Below are 19,182 nucleotides of genomic sequence, written 5' to 3' on the forward strand. Positions count from 1 at the left end.
TCATGTTCTCCGGGCAGGGCTCGCAGTACTACCGCATGGGCGAGGAACTCCTCGAGACCGACGAGGTGTTCCGCACGGCCCTGAGCCGGTACGACGCCGTCGCCGCCGGACTGCTGGGCGAGTCGGTCCTCGCCCGGATCTTCGACCCGGCCCGGCGCAAGAACGACCCCTTCACCGACACCCGGCTCACCCACCCGGCGATCGTCATGATCGAACTCGCCCTGGCCGAGTCCCTGCGCGCGGCCGGCATCGAGCCGGACTACCTGCTCGGCTCCAGCCTCGGCGAGTACGCGGCCGCGGTCGTCTCCGGCAGCATCGACGCCGAGACGTGCCTGCGGCTGCTCGTCCGGCAGGCGGACGGCCTGCGGGCGGGCCCGCGCGGCGGTCTGCTCGCGGTCATCACCCGCCCGGACGCCCGGGACCGGATCCCCGCGCTGCCCGGCTGTGAGGTCGCCGCCCGCAACTACCCCGGCCACATCGTGGTCGCGGGCACGGACGCGGACCTGGACCGGGCCGAGGCGGCCCTGCGCGCGGCCGACGTGCTGCACCAGCGGGTGCCGGTCGAGTACGCCTACCACTCCAGCCTGATGGACGGCGTCCTCACCGAGTGCCGGGCCGTCTTCGACGGGGTGCCCTTCGCCCCGCCGCGCATCCCGTGGGTGTCGTGCGTGGACGGACGGCTCGTTGAGCGGCCCGGCGCCGACCACTTCTGGCAGGTCGCCCGCAGACCCATCGAGTTCGAGCGGGCCATGGCCGCGATGCGGGCCCGCGGCGACTTCCTCTACCTCGACCTGGGCCCCTCCGGCACCCTGCACAACTTCGTCCGCGGCAACCTCCCGCCGGGCGACCGCTCCCGGTCGCTGCCGCTGCTCAGCCCGTTCGGCCACGACCCCCGGGTCCTGGACCAGGCCCGGACGCTCGCGGCACCGCCCCCGACCACCCCTCCGATCACACATCTGCATCCACATCCGACTCCGGCGACACCGAAGACGGCAGGAAAGGCACACGGCATGAAGGTTTACGGTTTTCCAGGTCAGGGGTCCCAGCAGCGGGGCATGGGCAAGGAGCTGTTTGCCAGGTACCCGCGGGAGACCGCGATCGCCGACCGCGTGCTCGGCTACTCGATCGAGGAACTGTGCGTCCACGACCCGGAGCGCCGCCTGGGCCGTACCGAGTGCACACAGCCCGCGCTCTACGTCGTGAGCGCCCTGACCTACCTCGACCGGTTCGCCGAGGACCCTGAGCCGGCCGACTACCTGATCGGCCACAGCCTCGGCGAGTACGTCGCCCTGTTCGCCGCCGGCGTCTTCGACTTCGAGACCGGGCTGCGCCTGGTGCAGCGGCGCGGCGCCCTGATGGCGGCGGCCTCCGGTGGCGGGATGGTGGCGGTGGTCGGCTGCGACGAGGCGACCGTCCTGCGGCTGCTCGCCGACTCCGGCAACGACGACCTCGACCTGGCCAACTACAACGCCCCCGAGCAGTTCGTGCTGTCCGGTCCGGCCGAGCGCGTCGACGCGGCCCGCGCCGCCTTCGAGTCGGCCGGTGTCCGGGCCGTCCGGCTCAACGTCAGCGCGCCCTTTCACTCCCGCCACATGCGCGACACCGCCGAGGAGTTCGCCCGCTTCCTGGACGGCTTCACCCTATGCCCCCCGGCCGTCCCGGTGCTGGCCAACGTGGACGCGCAGCCGTACGCCCCCGACGCCGTCAAGACGACTCTGACCGCGCAGATCGCCTCCCCCGTCCGCTGGACCGACACGGTGCGCCGGCTGATGGGCCACGGCGACTTCGAGTTCGTGGAACTGGGCCCGGGCCGGGTCCTGACCAACCTGGTCGCCAAGATCAGGAAGAGCGCGGAGCCACTGCCCGCGCCAGCCGCAGGGGAACGGCTGGAAGAGCCGCTGCCTTCCGGCCAGTTGCCGCCCCCCGTACGCGATGCGGCCGCTTTCGTCGCCCCGACGGCCGACACCCTCGGAGCCGCCACTTTCCGCGAGCGGTACGGTCTGCGGCGCGCGTACCTGCTGGGTGCCCTGTACGGCGGCATCTCGGGCCGCGAGATGCTCGGCGCGGCGGCCAAGGCCGGGCTGCTCGGCTTCCTGGGGACGGGTGGCCTGCCCCTCGGCGAGGTGGACGGTTTGCTGCGCGACCTGGCCGGGGAACTGGGCCTGGGCGGCGCCTTCGGCGTCAACCTGCTGTACCGGCACGGCGCCCCCGAGGAGGAGTCCGCCCTGGTGGACCTGCTCCTGCGGCACGGTGTCGACCTGGTTGAGGCGTCTGGCTTCCCACTGATCACCCCGGCGCTGGTCCGGTTCCGCCTGAAGGGCGGCCGGATCATCGCCAAGGTGTCCCGCACGGACGTGGCCGCCGAGTTCCTGGCTCCGCCGCCGGAGCGGCTGGTCGCCCGGTTGCTGGAGGCGGGCGAGGTCACCGCGCAGGAGGCCTGCGCGGCCGCCGGCCAGCCGATGGCGGACGACCTGTGCGTGGAGGCCGACGGCGGCTGGCTGAGCAGCACGGCCGACCTGCTCACCCTGCTTCCCGCCGTGCTGCGGCTGCGCGACACGGCGCCGACGGGCGGCCACCGGGTGCACGTGGGGTGCGCGGGCGGCATCGGCACGCCCGAGGCGGCCGGGGCCGCGTTCCTGCTCGGCGCCGACTTCGTGCTGACTGGCTCGGTCAACCAGTGCTCCGTGGAGGCGGCCACCAGCGCGGGGGTGAAGGACATCCTCCAGGAGGCCCGCGAGTACGACGTGGACACCGCACCCTGGGGCGAGCTGTTCGACCTCGGTGTCCAGGCCCGCTACCTCAAGCGGGGGCTGTTCTTCCCGGCCCGGGCGTCCCGGCTGCACGAACTGTGGCACCGGCACGGCTCGCTGGCCGAGCTGGACGACGAGACCAGGAGCCAGGTCCTCGACCGCTACCTGGGCGGCGAGCCCCTCGCACCCGCCGCGCCCGGCACCGACCCCAAACAGCACCTGGCGACCGTTTTCCGCGGCTACTTCACCCGCGGCTTCCGCCTCGCCGTGACCGGCGACCAGCACTCCCGGGTGGACTATCTGGTCCACTGCGGCCCCGCGATGGGCGCCTTCAACCAGGTGGTCGCGGACACCGGCCTGCACTCCTGGCGTGCCCGTACCGTGGCAGAGATCGCCGACATCCTGATGGGCGGCGCCGCCGCCCACCTGACCGCACGTCTGCGCGAGTTCGGCTGAGCGGAGGGCCGTATCCGGCTCTCCGCCCTGCCAGCGGCGCACCGACTCACCCCGCTCGGCGCGGCCTCGTCCGGGGATCACGAGCGGGCGAGCGGCCCCTGCGGTGACGAGCCCGTCGGGCACGCCTACACACGCGACGGCTGGTGCGCCACCGGATAAACCGGCCTGCACCTGGCACTCGGCGAGGCGGTGAATGGCCCAGGCGGCTACTTCGGCGGGCACCTCGCCCGCCCTGGGCGACTGCCTGCGCGGCGCTTTCGGCCACACCGCCCCGGCCACCCTGCTCTGGCGGGACAGGCTCTGTCGCACATCCGGTGGTAACGGATAGTGAACGTTGAACATCTCTGTCTCGCGGAGAGTGCGGATGCCGTTCTGACCTCGATGTTTCCAGGCGGACGACAGCACACTGAGTTTCTCGCCTCCTTGCGTCGAGCTCTCGCGGTCAGACACCAAGTCGATCGGCCGATCCCGGAGAACGCCTACTGCGGGGCGCAGGCCTGCGGTTGTGCGACCGGTGATCTGTCGGTCGCCGTCATGACCTACCGTCACCACCGAATGTGAGACAGAGCCGCTCGTCGTTTGACAGACCCCCGGGGGGCGGCCCGCCCGGTCAGTCTCGGCTGACGGCCGGGCGGCCCCTCGCGTGTGGGCCCCGTTCAGCCCGTGACGACCTGCTCGGCCCGGCGTGTGAGGTGAGCCACAGGATCCGCGCGTGGGCCCGAAGCGGGCAGGAAACGGAGCGCGGACGGGGTCGAACAGGCACGACCGGCCCGCGGTGCGCGCACCCTGGATGCGAAGCGTGGGGCACCAGTTACTCCAGGGTCAGATGTCGCGGTTGCGAATTGCCGGCCGCGATGGCAGGTGGCGGGGCGTCAGGTATTCACGGCGGCATATGCGCGGGCGGGTTCGCGGCGTCTGGTGGCGCGCTCCGGGGGCCGGTGGAGATGTGTGTTTCCGCTTTATGAACCACAGAAAAGGCGTCTGGTGCGGGCTGTACCCGCTCCGATATTGTGGGGCCCGGCGCAAGCTTGGTCCTCCGTATAGGCCCGGTGTTCGCACGGGAAGGCGCAAGAGAGGGATAAGCGTCGGCCGGCCGTGACGCGGGTCACCGTACTCGTGGGCGTACCGTATCGGCTGTCGTAAGGAGAAGAACGGACCGAGCTGTCTTCGCGTCACGAATGTGAGTCGCCGTTTTCTTCAACAGCTTGTCCTGTTCTCCGGCAATCGGCTGATGCGTCATGAGGTCCGGCCGTTACGACAGGCGATCCAGGCCGACGACGCGTCGAGAGCATGTCAGACGCGAGGCGTTTTCCCCGTGCCCCGCCGACGGTATTCACGTCGGCCCCCGTTGCCGTACCCCACTGTTCGGCCAAACAGCGCCTTGAACGGTGCGGCAGGGGCAGGCCCCCGGCGCGCCGCCCCGCCCCGGCCTGCCTGCGCGCCTGGTCCGCCGCCGGGCGTACCGGACCTCCGCAGTCGGCGAGCCCGCCTCGACGCTTTGTTGATTCCGTGTTGCGGAACGGCGATGCGCAAGCGCTGGAGGGTTGACGGAATTCGTATGGCCGGGAGTAGGACCTGTATGGCCGGAATGCGTTGGATCGTGGCTGAAGAACGCCGCATGGACCATCACCTGCATACCGGCTACGGGCCGTGCGGCGCTGCTGCGCGATGGGGAAAGGACAGGTGTGCGAGGGCGCAAGATCCGACGGTGCGGGGCTAGTACCCCATGTTCGCGCCAATGGCTTCAGGTTAATCATGGACGTCCATACGGTTAATCGTGTATGACGCAGTGACTCTGACTTGCCTTTACGCACGCCTTACGATCGTTTTCCGCCTGTCGTGGACCGAAAATAGTTCACAGTTGACAATTCCTGGATAGCTGGTTTTGACTTGCGATTGCCGTCGTGGAAGTGGCCGAGAAAGCAACGAGGCGATTCAGGCCAGCCATGCGTGTATCCGGTTCCCAGTGGATGACTGACGAAGGCAGAGGCTGCCATGCGCTTATCAGAAGGGGTGCACACCGGCGCTGTCGCCGTCGTCGGGGTCGCGACCGCGGTACCGGTGCGGGCGGAGCGCGATCACGGTGTGCTGGCCGAGCTGACCGGTGTGCCGCTGCCCGCGGGCCGGGCGGACGAACTGGAGTCGGCGTGGAGGGCCTGCGAGGACGCCGGCATCGACGCGGACGACCGGGCGGGCGTCGGTGTCTATCTGTCGGCCGGGGCTGGGACCGAAGCGGGGGCTTCGGCCGAACGGCCAGAACAGGCCACCGAGTTGGCGCACGCACTGCGTCTGAGCGGCCCCTGTCGAACCGGACAGGCACCCCTCGCCGATGCCGTCTCCGCCGTGCTCTCCGGCGAGTGCGACCTGGCGCTCGTCGGAACGGACGGCGCCTTCGCCGTGCTCACGCGCCAGGACGACGCGCGGGCCGCGACCTTCGCCTATCGGCTCGGCACCGACCACGCGTGGCCCGACGGTGTCCCCGCGTTGGTCGAGGCCGCGCTCGCCGCGGGCCGCCCCCGGCTCGGCCGCGACGCGGCGGACGGCCCCGCCGTCCCGGTCGCCCTGTCGGCGCACAGCGACGACGCGTTGCGGGCCCGCGCCGCCGATCTGCACGCGCTGCTGGTGGCCGAGCCGGACCTGCCACTCGCCGACCTCGCCTTCTCCCTCGCCACCACCCGGCCCGCCCTCGCCCGACGCGCCGTCCTGGTCGGCCGGGACCGCGCGCGGCTCGCCGGGGAACTGCTCGCCCTCAGCGAGGGGCGCGTACCGGTGCCGGGGCCCGCGGCCGGCGGGCCCGCAGCGGGTGACATCGCCTTCGTGTTCTCCGGCCACGGCCCGCAGTGGCTCGGCATGGCCGATCAACTCCTCGACGCCTCACCGGTGTTCGCCGAGCAACTGCACGCCTGCGCCGACGCCCTCACCCCGTTCGTGGAGTGGCCCGTGCTCGACGTGCTGCGGGGCACGACGGACACGTACTCCCTCGACCGGCCGGACGTCGGACAGCCCGCGCTCTGGGCGATGATGGTGTCCCTGTCCGCGTTGTGGCGCTCCTGGGGCGTACCGCCCGGTGCCGTGGTCGGCTCCAGCGTCGGCGAGATCCCGGCGGCGACCGTCGCGGGCGCGCTGTCCGTCGAGGACGGTGCGCGTGCCGTCGCCCTGTTCAGCCAGGCGCAGGTGCACCTCCTCGAACAGGGCGTGATGCTCTCCGTACTGGCGTCGGCCGACGAGGTGCGCGAGCGGCTCGCCCGCTACGAGGGGCTCGACCTGGCCGCCGTGCACGCCCCCACCTCGGTCCTCGTGTCGGGAACCGAGGACGAGGCCACCGCGTTCCTCGCCGAACTGACCGCCGACGGTGTCAGGGCCAAGAGCATCGCCATCCGCGTCGCGGCCCACGGCCGTCAGGTCGACTCCGTACTCGGCATGGTGCGCGAGGTCCTCGCCCCGCTCACCCCCCGCCCGACGGACGTACCGATCTACACGGCCACCACGGGCGGGCGCGTCGACCCACGCACGCTCACCGCGGACCACTGGTGCCGCAACCTGCGCGGCACTGCCGACTTCCGGAGCGCCACGCGCGCCGCCCTGGCAGCGGGCCACCGCCTGCTGCTCGAACCGAGCCCCCACCCCGTACTGACCCGGGCCGTGCAGGAGACCGCCGAGGAAGCCGCCGTGGACGCCGCGGTCGTCGGCACGCTGCGCCGGGGACGGGGCGGCGCGGACGAGATGACCGCCGCGCTCGGCGAACTGCACACCCACGGCGTGCTCCCCGACTGGCGGGCGGTGTTCGCCGGCCGCGACGCGCGCGCGGTGCCGCTGCCCGCCTACCCGCTGCGCCCGGCGCCCGGGGCCGCCCCGTCCCTCGCCGACCGGCTCGCCGAGGTCCCCGACCGCACGGCGTACCTGCTCGACCTGGTCCGCGCGCAGGTGGCCGCCGTCGTCGACGGCACCCGGGACGACGTGGACGCGGCCGACGCGGACGCGCCGCTGCTCGAACTGGGCGTCGACTCGGCGGGCGTGGTGCGCCTGCGCAACCTGCTGAACGCGGCCACCGGTCTGACCCTGCCCGTGTCGGCGATCTTCGACAACCCGACGTGCCGCAGCCTCGTCCGGTACGTCGACCGGGTCCTGCTCGGTGCCCCCGCCGAGGACGACGAGCCGGTGACCGGGGCGGCCGCCGGCGACGACGAGCCGATCGCGATCGTGGCGATGAGCTGCCGGCTGCCCGGTGGCGTGCACAGCCCCGAGGACCTGTGGGAGCTGCTCACCACGGGCGGCGACGGCGTCACCGCCTTCCCCACCGACCGGGGCTGGGACCTGGAAGGACGCTACGACGAGGACGCCGAGCGGCCAGGCCGCTACTACCAGCGCGAAGCCGGGTTCCTGCACGACGCCGGCCAGTTCGACCCCGAGTTCTTCGGGATATCGCCCCGCGAGGCCCTGGCGATGGACCCCCAGCAGCGACTGCTCCTGGAGATCGCCTGGGAGGCCGTCGAGCGCGCGGGCATCGACCCCACCGGCCTGCGCGGCAGCCGGACGGGCGTGTTCGTGGGCGCGATGACGATGGACTACGGGCCCCGGCTGTACGAGGCGCCCGCGGAGCTGGAGGGCCATCTCCTCACCGGCAACACCGCGAGCGTCGCCTCCGGCAGGCTCTCGTACTCCTTCGGCCTCGCCGGGCCCGCCGTCACCCTCGACACGGCGTGCTCCTCGTCGCTGGCCGCCCTGCACCTGGCCGTGCAGTCGCTGCGGCGCGGCGAGTGCCCCCTCGCGCTCGCGGGCGGCGTCACCGTCATGCCGTCGCAGGGCCTGTTCGTGGAATTCAGCAGACAGCGCGCGCTGGCCCCCGACGGACGCTGCAAGGCGTTCTCGGCGAGCGCCGACGGCTTCGGCCTCGCCGAAGGCGCCACCATGGTGCTCCTCGAACGACTGTCCGACGCGCGCCGCAACGGCCACCCCGTCCTCGCCCTGATCAAGGGCACCGCCATCAACCAGGACGGCGCCTCCAACGGCCTCACCGCCCCCAGCGGCCCCGCCCAGCGCAAGGTGATCCGGCAGGCGCTCGCAGACGCGGGCGTCCCGGCCGCCGAGGTCGACGCTGTCGAGGCGCACGGCACCGGCACCCGCCTGGGCGACCCGATCGAGGCGGACGCCCTCCTCGCCACCTACGGCCGCGAACACCCCGCCGACCGGCCGCTGCTGCTCGGCTCGGTGAAGTCCAACATCGGCCACACCCAGGCGGCCTCCGGCGTGGCCGGTCTGATCAAGATGGTGCTCGCGCTGCGGCACGGCGTGCTGCCGCCGAGCCTGCACATCACGGAGCCCACCCCGCACGTGGACTGGACGTCCGGCGCGGTGTCGCTCGTCACCGAGGCCACGCCGTGGCCGCAGACCGGACGCCCCCGCCGGGCCGGTGTGTCCTCCTTCGGCATCAGCGGAACCAACGCCCACGCCATCCTCGAACAGGCACCCGAGGAGACCCCGGCCGAGCCACCGTCGCCCTCGGGCCCGGTCCCGCTGGTGTTCTCCGCGCGGGCCGAGGACGCCCTGCGCGCCCACGCCGCCCGGCTCGCCGCCGCCGCAGAGGCGAGCGCGCCCGCCGACCTGGCGGACGCCCTGCTGTCGCGGTCGGTGTTCGAGCACCGGGCCGTGGTGGTGGCCGGCGGCGCGAACGCGTTGTCGGCGGTGGCCACCGGCACCGAGTCGGCCCGCGTGGCCGTGGGAGTGGCGCGACCCACGGGGCAGGTGGCGTTCGTGTTCCCCGGGCAGGGCTCGCAGTGGCTGGGGATGGGGGCGGAGCTGGCGGAGTCCTCGCCGGTCTTCCGCGCCTCCCTCGACGCCTGCGCCGAGGCACTGGCACCGCACGTGGACTGGTCCCTGCACGAGGCGCTGGGCGATGCCGAGCGGTTGGAACGGGTGGACGTCGTCCAGCCCGCCCTGTTCGCGGTGATGGTGTCGCTGGCCGCGCTGTGGCGCTCGTACGGTGTGGAGCCGGACGCCGTGGTGGGACACAGCCAGGGCGAGATCGCCGCCGCGCACGTCGCGGGAGCGCTCTCCCTGGAGGATGCCGCCCGGGTCGTCGCCCTGCGCAGCAAGGCGATCCTGGCGCTGTCGGGCCGAGGCGGCATGGTGTCGCTGGCGGTGACCGTCGACCAGGCGCGGGAGCGGCTGGCGCGATGGGACGGACGTATCTCCGTCGCCGCCGTCAACGGACCCGGCTCGGTGGTCGTGGCCGGTGACGCCGACGCCCTGGACGAGCTGATGGAGTCCTGCGCGGCCGACGAGGTGCGCGCCCGGCGGGTACCGGTGGACTACGCCTCGCACTCCCCGCACGTGGAGCGCATCCAGGACGCGCTGGCCGAGGCGCTGGCCGGCATCGCACCGCGGCCCGCGAGCGTGCCGATGCTGTCCACGGTCACGGGGGAGTGGCTGACCGGCAGCGAGACCGGCGCGGAGTACTGGTACCGGAACCTGCGCAACACGGTGCGGTTCGAGGAGGCCACCCGCGGTCTGCTCGACCACGGCATCGGCGTGTTCGTGGAGTGCAGCCCGCACCCCGTGCTCACCATCGGCGTGCGCGAGACGGTGGAGGCCGCCGGGCGCGACGCGATCGTGGTCGGCACGCTGCGCCGGACCGACGGGGACCTGGACCGGTTCCTGCTCTCCGCCGCCGAAGCGTACGTCGAGGGCCTGCCGTTCGACTGGCGTCGCGTGGTGCCCCCCGGGCGGCCGGTCGACCTGCCCACCTACCCCTTCCAGCGCAGGCGGTTCTGGCTCGACGACACCTCCCGCCCCACCGCCGCCGCCGACCCCGCCTTCGAGGAATTCTGGGCCGCGGTGGAACGGGGCGACCTCGCCACCACGCTGGACGTGCCCGCCGACGCGCCGCTCACCGACGTCCTGACCAGCCTGACCGACTGGCGCCGCCGCAGCCGGGAGCGGTCCGCCGTCGACTCCTGGCGCCACCGGATCACCTGGCGCCCCCTCAGCACCCCCACCCCGCCCGCCCTGCACGGCACCTGGCTCGTGGTGGGCTCCGCGTTCCAGGCGGACCACCCCTGGCGGGCGGCGGCCGTCGACGCGCTGCGCGCCCACGGCGCCGACGTCCTGGAGACCGACGGCTCGGCCGAGTCCCTGCGCGCCGCCGGGGTCGTACCCAGCGGCGTACTGTCCTTGCTGGCCTTCGACGAACGCCCCGACCCCGCTGCACCGAGCGTGCCCCAGGGCCTGTCCGCCACCCTCGCGCTGGTGAGGGCACTGGGTGCGGCCGGGATCGACGCACCGCTGTGGCTGGCCACGACGGGCGCGGTGTCCGTGGGACGGTCCGACCCGCTGACACACCCGGCACAGAGCCAGGCCTGGGGCCTCGGCCTGGCCGTCGGCCTGGAGCACCCCCAACGCTGGGGCGGTCTCGTCGACCTGCCCGTCGCCCCCGACCCGAGGACCGCCACGCGCCTCGCCGCCGTCCTCGCCGGGCGGACGGACGAGGACCAGCTCGCCATCCGCGCCTCCGGAGTCTCCGTACGCCGGCTGACGCCCGCCCCCGCCCCGGCCCAGACGCCCGCCTGGCGCGCCGCCGGCACCGTACTGATCACCGGCGGCACCGGGGCCATCGGCGGCCACGTCGCCCGCTGGCTGGCCGGCAACGGTGCCGAGCACCTCGTGCTGACCAGCCGCCGGGGCCCGGACGCGCCCGGCGCGGCCGAACTGCGGGACGAGCTGAGCGGCCTCGGCGTCCGCGTCACCGTCGCCGCCTGCGACGCCACCGACCGCACCGCCCTCGGCGACCTGTTCGCCCAGCTCGACGCCGAGGGCACCCCGGTCCGCTCCGTCTTCCACGCGGCGGGCACCGTACCCACCCTGCCGCTGACCGAGACCGGCACCGCCGACCTCGCCCACGCCCTGGCGGCCAAGGCCGGCGGCGCCGCCCACCTGGACGAGCTGTGCGTCGGACGCGACCTGGACGCGTTCGTGCTGTTCTCCTCCGGATCCGCGGTCTGGGGCAGCGGCGAACTGGGCGCGTACGGCGCGGCCAACGCCTTCCTCGACGCCCTCGCACAGCGCCGCCGCGCCGACGGACTGCCCGCCACCTCGGTCTCCTGGGGCATGTGGGCGGGCGGCGGCATGGTGACCGGCGAACTCGACGACCAGCTGCGCCGCCGCGGCCTGCGCCCCATGCGGCCGGACCTCGCCGTCGGCGCGCTCGCCACTGCCCTGGCGGCCGGCGAGACGACCCTGACGGTCGCGGACATCGACTGGGCCCGCTTCGCTCCCGGCTTCACCGCGGCCCGCTCCCGGCCGCTGATCAGCGAGATACCCGACGTCGTCGCGCTCGCCGCCCAGGACACGCCGCAGCAGCCGGCCGCGGGCGGCGCCCTGGCAGACCGCCTCGCCGGGCTCAACGACGCCGACCAGCACCGGCTCCTGCTCGACCTGGTCCGCGGTCACGCGGCGGCGGTGCTCGGCCACGAGGGACCCGACGCCATCACCCACGACCGGGCCTTCCGCGAGCTGGGCTTTGACTCCCTCACCGCCATCGAGCTGCGCAAACGCCTCAACACCGCCACCGGCGCGCACCTGCCCGCCACCGTCGTCTTCGACCACCCGACACCCGAGGCACTGACCCGCCACCTGCACACCGCGGTGCTCGGCGAGCGGCGCACCGCCACACCCGCCGACAGCGCGCCCCGCGCCACCGACGAGCCGATCGCCGTGGTCGCCATGAGCTGCCGCTACCCCGGCGGCGTACAAAGCCCCGAGGACCTGTGGACGCTCGTCCTCGAAGGACGCGACGCCATCGGGCCCTTCCCCGACGACCGGGGCTGGGACACCGACCGGCTCTACCCGGCCGACGCGGAGGCCCAGGGCCGCAGCCGCACCCTGGAAGGCGCCTTCGTCGATGACGCGGGCGGCTTCGACGCGGGCTTTTTCGGCATCGCCCCGCGCGAGGCACTCGCCATGGACCCCCAGCAGCGACAGGTACTCGAACTGGCCTGGGAGCTCTTCGAGCGGGCCGGCATCGACCCGACCTCCGTACGCGACAGCCTCACCGGCGTGTACGTCGGTGCCTCCCCGCAGAGCTACGCGGGCACCCTGGAGCAGGCGGCACCCGAGATGGACGGCTACCGGCTCACCGGCGACGCGCTCAGCGTCGTCTCCGGCCGCGTCGCCTACACCCTCGGCCTGCGCGGACCCGCCGTCACCGTGGACACCGCCTGCTCGTCCTCGCTGGTCGCCCTGCACCTCGCGGTACAGGCGCTGCGGTCGGGGGAGTGCTCGATGGCCCTGGCGGGCGGCACGGCGATCATGGTGACGCCGACGCCGTTCGCCGAGTTCAGCCTCCAGGGCGGCCTGGCCCCCGACGGCCGATGCAAGCCCTTCGCCGACGCCGCCGACGGCGTCGGCTGGGGCGAGGGCGCGGGCCTGATCCTCCTCGAACGGCTCTCCGACGCACAGGCCAACGGCCACCAGGTCCTCGCCGTCGTCCGGGGCTCGGCCACCAACCAGGACGGCGCGTCGAACGGCCTGTCCGCGCCGAGCGGCCCCGCGCAGCAGCGGGTCATCCGCGCCGCCCTCGCCAACGCGGGCCTGTCCGCCACGGACGTGGACGCCGTCGAGGGCCACGGCACCGGCACCCGGCTCGGCGACCCCATCGAGGCACAGGCACTGCTCGCCACCTACGGCCAGGACCGCCCCGCCGACCGGCCGCTGTTCCTCGGCGCCCTGAAGTCCAACATCGGCCACACCCAGGCCGCCTCGGGCATCGCGGGCGTCATCAAGATGGTGCAGGCGATGCGGCACGGCGTACTGCCCCGCACCCTGCACCTGGACCACCCGTCCCAGCACGTGGACTGGACGACGGGCGCCGTGGAACTGCTCCCCGAACAGCGGCCGTGGCCCGAGACCGGCCGGCCCCGGCGCGCGGCCGTCTCCGCGTTCGGCGTCAGCGGCACCAACGGCCACGTCATCCTCGAACAGGCCGCGCCCGCCCCCGCGGCCCTCGTCCCGGCCGACGTCTCCGACGACCGCCCCCTGGCCTGGGCGCTGTCCGCCCGCGACACCGCCGCGCTGCGCGAGCAGGCCGCCCGCCTGGCGGCCACCGTCGACGCCCGGCCGGACCTTGGGCCGCTGGACATCGCCGCCACCCTCGCCGGCGGGCGGGCCGCGCTCGACCACCGCGCGGTCGTCCTCGGCACCGGCACGCCCGCACTGCGCGCGGGACTCGACGCGCTGGCCCAGGACGCCGCCACCGCCGACGTGGTACGCGGCACCCCCGACGGCGGCCGGCTCGCCGTCCTCTTCTCCGGCCAGGGCTCCCAGCGCGCCGGCATGGGCCGGGACCTGTACGCGGCCCACCCCGCGTTCGCCGACGCGCTCGACGAGGTGTGCGCCCACTTCGACCCGCTCCTGGACCTGCCGCTGCGCGAGGTGGTCTTCGGCGACGACCAGACCGTCCTGGACCGCACCGAGTACGCCCAGCCCGCGCTGTTCGCCGTCGAGGTCGCCCTGTACCGCCTGTGGGAGTCCTGGGGGCTGCGGCCCGACGCGCTCGCGGGTCACTCGATCGGTGAACTGGCCGCCGCGCACGTGGCGGGCGTCTTCTCCCTGGCCGATGCCTGCGCGATCGTCGCCGCGCGCGGCGCGCTCATGCAGGCCCTGCCCGCGGGCGGCGTCATGGTCGCGGTGCGGGCCACCGAGGGCGAGATCGCACCGGAGTGCTCCGACAACATCGGCATCGCCGCCGTCAATGGCCCCGACTCGCTCGTCCTGTCCGGCAGCGAACTCGAAGTGCTCGGCCTCGCCGACCGGCTCAAGGCACAGGGCCGCAAGGTCACCCGACTGCGGGTCAGCCACGCCTTCCACTCACCGCTGATGGAACCCATGCTCGACGCGTTCCGCCGCGTCGTGGCGGGCGCCACCGCCCACCCGCCCACGCTGCCGATCGTCTCCACCCTCACCGGCGCACCCGTCGGCGCCGAGGAACTGACGTCACCGGACCACTGGGTCCAGCACGTACGCCAACCGGTACGGTTCGCCGACGGCGTCATGAGCCTGGCCGCCCAGGGCGTGACGACCATGGTGGAGGTCGGACCCGGCAGCGCCCTCACCACCATGGGCCCGGACAACGCCCCCGACGCCGTGTTCGTGCCGACGCTGCGCTCCGACCGGCCCGAGCCGCACGCGGCGATCCTCGCCGCCGCGCGGCTGCACGTCCGGGGCGTCCACCTCGACCTGGCGGCCGTGCTCGGCGGCCACGGCTCCCGCGCCGACCTGCCCACCTACCCCTTCCAGCACGACCGCTACTGGCTGACCGCGGCGGTGGCGCCCGCGGGCGACGGCGCGACGGCGGCCCTCGGACTCACCACCGGCGACCACCCGCTGCTGCGCGCCGCGGTGGCGTTGCCCGACTCCGAAGGCGTCGTCCTCACCGGCAGGCTCTCCACGAGGACCCAGCCCTGGCTCGCCGACCACGCCGTCGGCGACCGGGTCCTGTTCCCCGGCACCGGCTTCCTCGACCTCGCCCTGCACTCCGCCGGCCACTGCGGCCTCGACACCGTCGAGGAACTGACCCTGCACGCCCCCCTGGTGCTGCCCGAGCGCGGCGGCCGGGCCCTGCGCGTGACGGTCGGCGCCGACAGCGACGGCACACGGAGCATCCGGGTGCACTCGCGGGCCGAGGACGCCGACCGGGACGCGCCGTGGACCGAGCACGCGACCGGCACGCTCACCACGGGCGACGCCCCCGCGACCGAGCTGTCCGCGTGGCCGCCGCAGGACGCGGCACCCATGGACGTCGACGACGTCTACGACCGCCTCACCGAACTCGGCTACGACTACGGCCCCGTCTTCCGTGCCCTGCGCGCGGCCTGGCGCCTCGGCTCCGACGTGTACGTCGAGGTGTCCCTGCCCGAGGGAACCGGCGGCGAGGGCTTCGGCGTGCACCCGGCCCTGCTCGACGCCGCCCTGCACGCGCCGGTGCTGCACGCCCTCGAAGAGACCGGCGGCGGCCCCCGGCTGCCGTTCAGCTTCTCGGGCGTACGACTGCACGCCGCCGGCGCCTCGACGCTGCGGGTGCGCTGGTCGCCCACCGGGCAGGACCAGATGTCACTGGCCGTCGCCGACCCGGCCGGCCGGCCCGTCGCAAGCGTCGAGTCACTGGTCATGCGGCCGGTCGAGCTGCACAGGACCACGTCGCCGGTTACCGACGCCCTGTTCCGCCTGGAGTGGACGGGCCTCGGCACGGAGACCGAGGAGACCACGGCGACCGGGCTCGCGGTGCTCGACGCCGACCGGCCCGGCGCCGACGCCCTCGGCCTCGACGTGCCGGCCGTGTCCGGCTTCGACGCCCTCGACGGTGTCGGCGACCTGCTCGCGCCGTGCCCCCGGCCGTCCGCCGGGGACGGGACGCACGGGACGGACGAGTCGTACGCCTCCTACGCCTCGGACGCCTCGGACGAAAAGGCGGCGATCCGTGCGACGGTGACCTGGGCGCTGACGCTGGCCCAGGACTGGCTCGCCGACGAGCGCACGGCGGACACCCGCCTGGTCCTCGTCACCCGTGGCGCGGTCGACACCCCGGCCCCGGACCCGGCCCAGGCCGCCGTATGGGGACTCGTACGCTCGGCCCAGACCGAGAACCCGGGACGCTTCGTCCTGCTCGACCTGGACGACAGCGCCGAGTCCGCCCGCGCCGTCCCGGCCGCGCTGGCCTCCGGCGAACCCCAGGCGGCCGTGCGCGACGGCCGGGTGACCGTGCCCCGGCTCACCCGCGCCACCCCGGACGGCCCGCTCACCGCGCCCGACGCCCGCCGCGCACCCGAGGCGCCGGCCCCTCCCGGCCGGGAGCCGCACACCGCCGACACCGGTCTGACCGTGCCCGGCGTGCTCGATCCCGAGCGTTCGGTCCTCGTCACCGGCGGCCTCGGCACCCTCGGCGCACTGGTCGCCCGGCACCTGGTCACCGACCGGGGCGTACGTCACCTCGTCCTCGCCGGACGCAACGGCCTCGCGACCGAGGGCGCCCCGACGCTGCGCGACGAACTCACGGCCCTCGGCGCCGAGGTGACCGTGGCGGCCTGCGACGTCGCCGACCGCGACGCGGTGGCCGCGCTCCTCGCCTCCCTCGACCGGCCGCTCGGCGCGGTCGTGCACGCCGCGGGCGTCGTCGACGACGGCGTCGTCGAGTCGCTGACCCCCGAACGGGTCGACCGCGTCCTCGGCCCCAAGGTCGACGGCCTGCTCCACCTGGAGGAACTCACCCGGGACACCGACCTCTCCGCGTTCGTCGTGTTCTCCTCCGCAGCCGGCGTCCTCGGCAGCGCCGGCCAGGCGGGATACGCCGCCGCCAACGCGGCGCTCGACGCCCTGGTGCGGCGCCGCCACGCACTCGGCCTGCCCGGCGTCTCCCTGGCCTGGGGCATGTGGGCGGCGGCGAGCGGCATGACCGCCGGTCTCGACGCGGACGACCGGGCCCGCCTCGGCCGCTCCGGCGTCCTCGAACTGCCCACCCAGGACGCCCTGGCGCTGTTCGACGCCGCGACGCAGGACGACCGCCCCGTCCTCGTACCGGTCCGCCTCGACACCGCGACGCTGCGCGGCCTGGCGGCCGACGGCGCCCTGCCCCCGGTGCTGCGGGGCCTGGTCCGCGCCCCCGTCCGCCGTGCCGCGCCGACGGCCCCCGCCGACGGCCCGACGTTCACCGAGACCATCGCCGGACAGTCCGCGGCGGACCGTGAACAGACGGTCCTGGACCTGGTCGGCGCACAGGTCGCGGCCGTCCTCGGCCACCCGGCCGGCACCCCCATCGACCCGGGCAGGTCCCTGCAGGACCTCGGCTTCGACTCGCTGACCTCGGTGGAGCTGCGCAACCGGCTCACTGCGGCCACCGGCATCCGGCTGCCCTCGACGCTCGTGTTCGACCACCCGTCGGCCGCCGCGATCACCCGGCACGTGCTCACCCTGCTCCCGCGCACCGAGGCCGAACCGGACACCGGGGTGCTGGACCAGCTCGACCGTCTGGAGCGCGCGCTGTTCGACCTCGCTGACGACGGCACCGCCACCAAGGTCGACCTGCGGCTGCGGGCCCTGCTCGCCAAGTGGAGCGACACCCGGGCGGACGCAGCCGACGAGGAAGCCGACTCCGGCGACCTCTCCGCGGCGACCGACGACGAACTCTTCGACTACCTCGACAACGAACTCGAAACCTCGTGACCGGTACGGACCGCAACGATCTCCCCCGCATCGCTGTAAGGAGCACGCGCCAGATGCAGAACGAGGACAAGCTCCGCGACTACCTCAAGCGGGCCACCACCGATCTGCGCACCGCACGCCGGCGCCTGCGCGAGGTCGAGGAACGGGAGAACGAGCCCATCGCCATCATCGGGATGAGCTGCCGCTACCCCGGGGGCGTCACCTCACCGGAAGACCTCTGGCAGTTGGTGGCCGAGGGCCGCGACGCGGTGGTCGAGTTCCCCTCCGACCGAGGCTGGGACGTCGACTCCCTCTACCACCCCGACCCGGACCACGCGGGCACCTCGATCACCCGGCACGGCGGCTTCCTCCAGGACGCCACCGACTTCGACCCGGCGTTTTTCGGGATCAGCCCGCGCGAGGCACTCGCCATGGACCCCCAGCAGCGGCTGCTCCTGGAGACGTCCTGGGAGGCGTTCGAACGCGCCGGCATCGACCCCGCGCAGGCCAGGGACACCAAGACCGGTGTCTTCGCGGGCATCATGTACAACGACTACGCCACGCGCCTGCCGCAGGCCCCCGAAGGGTTCGAGGGCTTCCTCGCCAACGGCAGCGCGGGCAGCATCGCCTCGGGCCGGATCGCCTACACGCTCGGCCTCGTCGGCCCCGCCGTCACCGTCGACACGGCGTGCTCGTCCTCGCTGGTCGCCCTGCACCTGGCGATGGTGGCGCTGCGCCGCGACGAGTGCTCGCTCGCCCTCGCGGGCGGCGCCACCTTCATGTCCACACCGCGCACCTTCGTCGAGTACAGCAGGCAACGCGCCCTGTCGGTGGACGGCCGCTGCAAGGCGTTCTCCGACAGCGCCGACGGCACCGGCTGGGGCGAGGGCGTCGGCATGCTGCTGGTCGAGCGCCTGTCCGACGCCCAGCGCAACGGCCACCCCGTCCTCGCCGTCATCCGCGGCTCCGCCGTGAACCAGGACGGCGCGTCCCACGGCCTGACCGCACCCAACGGCCCCGCGCAGCAGGCGGTGATCAACCAGGCCCTGGCCGGCGCACGGCTCACCCCCGCGCAGGTCGACGCGGTCGAGGCGCACGGCACCGGCACCACCCTCGGCGACCCGATCGAGGCCCAGGCCCTCATCGCCGCCTACGGCGCGGAACGCACGGCGGACCGCCCCCTGTGGCTGGGCTCGCTGAAGTCGAACATCGGCCACTCCCAGGCTGCGGCCGGAGCCGGCGGCATCATCAAGATGGTCATGGCGATGCGGCACGGCGTGCTGCCCAGGACCCTGCACGTCGACGAGCCCAGCAGCCACGTCGACTGGTCGGCGGGCACCGTGGCCCTGCTGACCGAGGACCGGCCGTGGCCGGAGACCGGCGAACCCCGCCGCGCCGGTGTGTCCTCCTTCGGCGTGAGCGGCACCAACGCCCACGTCATCCTGGAAGAGGCACCCGCGCCCGACCCGGACACCACGACCGACGGCGACACTCCGGCGCCCGCGCGGACCGCCGGCCGGCCGGCCCCCGCCGTCACCCCGTGGGTGCTGTCCGCCCGGACCCCCGACGCACTGCGCGCGCAGGCCGGCCAACTACTGTCCGCCGTGACCTCCTCCGCCGACTTCGACCCCGAGGGCGTCGGCTTCTCACTGGCCACCACACGCTCCCTCTTCGAACACCGCGCCGTGGTACTCGCCGAGGATCGAAGCACCACCACCGACCGGCTCACCGCCCTCACCGGGGGACGCGGCGGACCCGGCATCGTCCTGGGCGAGGCGACACCGCACAA

At 74.1% G+C, this 19,182-nt stretch carries 3 protein-coding genes and 1 pseudogene; all 4 read left to right on the top strand.

Annotated features, from left to right (window positions below; all coding sequences use genetic code 11):
- Window positions 1-2 precede the first annotated feature (2 nt).
- Entirely contained in the window at window positions 3-3,206 is a 3,204-nt protein-coding gene (gene fabD / locus KYY02_RS13045; RefSeq protein ID WP_371238074.1) for an ACP S-malonyltransferase, read from the top strand.
- A 105-nt stretch (window positions 3,207-3,311) separates the two neighbouring features.
- Window positions 3,312-3,501: pseudogene (locus tag KYY02_RS13050) on the top strand (barstar family protein); the annotation flags it as partial.
- A 1,700-nt stretch (window positions 3,502-5,201) separates the two neighbouring features.
- The gene (locus tag KYY02_RS13055) at window positions 5,202-17,414 is read left to right on the top strand and encodes a type I polyketide synthase (protein ID WP_371238075.1); all 12,213 of its coding nucleotides are present in this window, start codon (window positions 5,202-5,204) and stop codon (window positions 17,412-17,414) included.
- 53 nt (window positions 17,415-17,467) lie between these two features.
- Window positions 17,468-19,182: type I polyketide synthase (locus KYY02_RS13060; RefSeq protein WP_371238076.1), on the top strand; the 1,715-nt coding region annotated here is incomplete at its 3' end.

Origin of the sequence: Streptomyces pimonensis, assembly GCF_041380215.1 — a bacterium.
Classification (GTDB): Bacteria; Actinomycetota; Actinomycetes; order Streptomycetales; family Streptomycetaceae; genus Streptomyces; species Streptomyces pimonensis.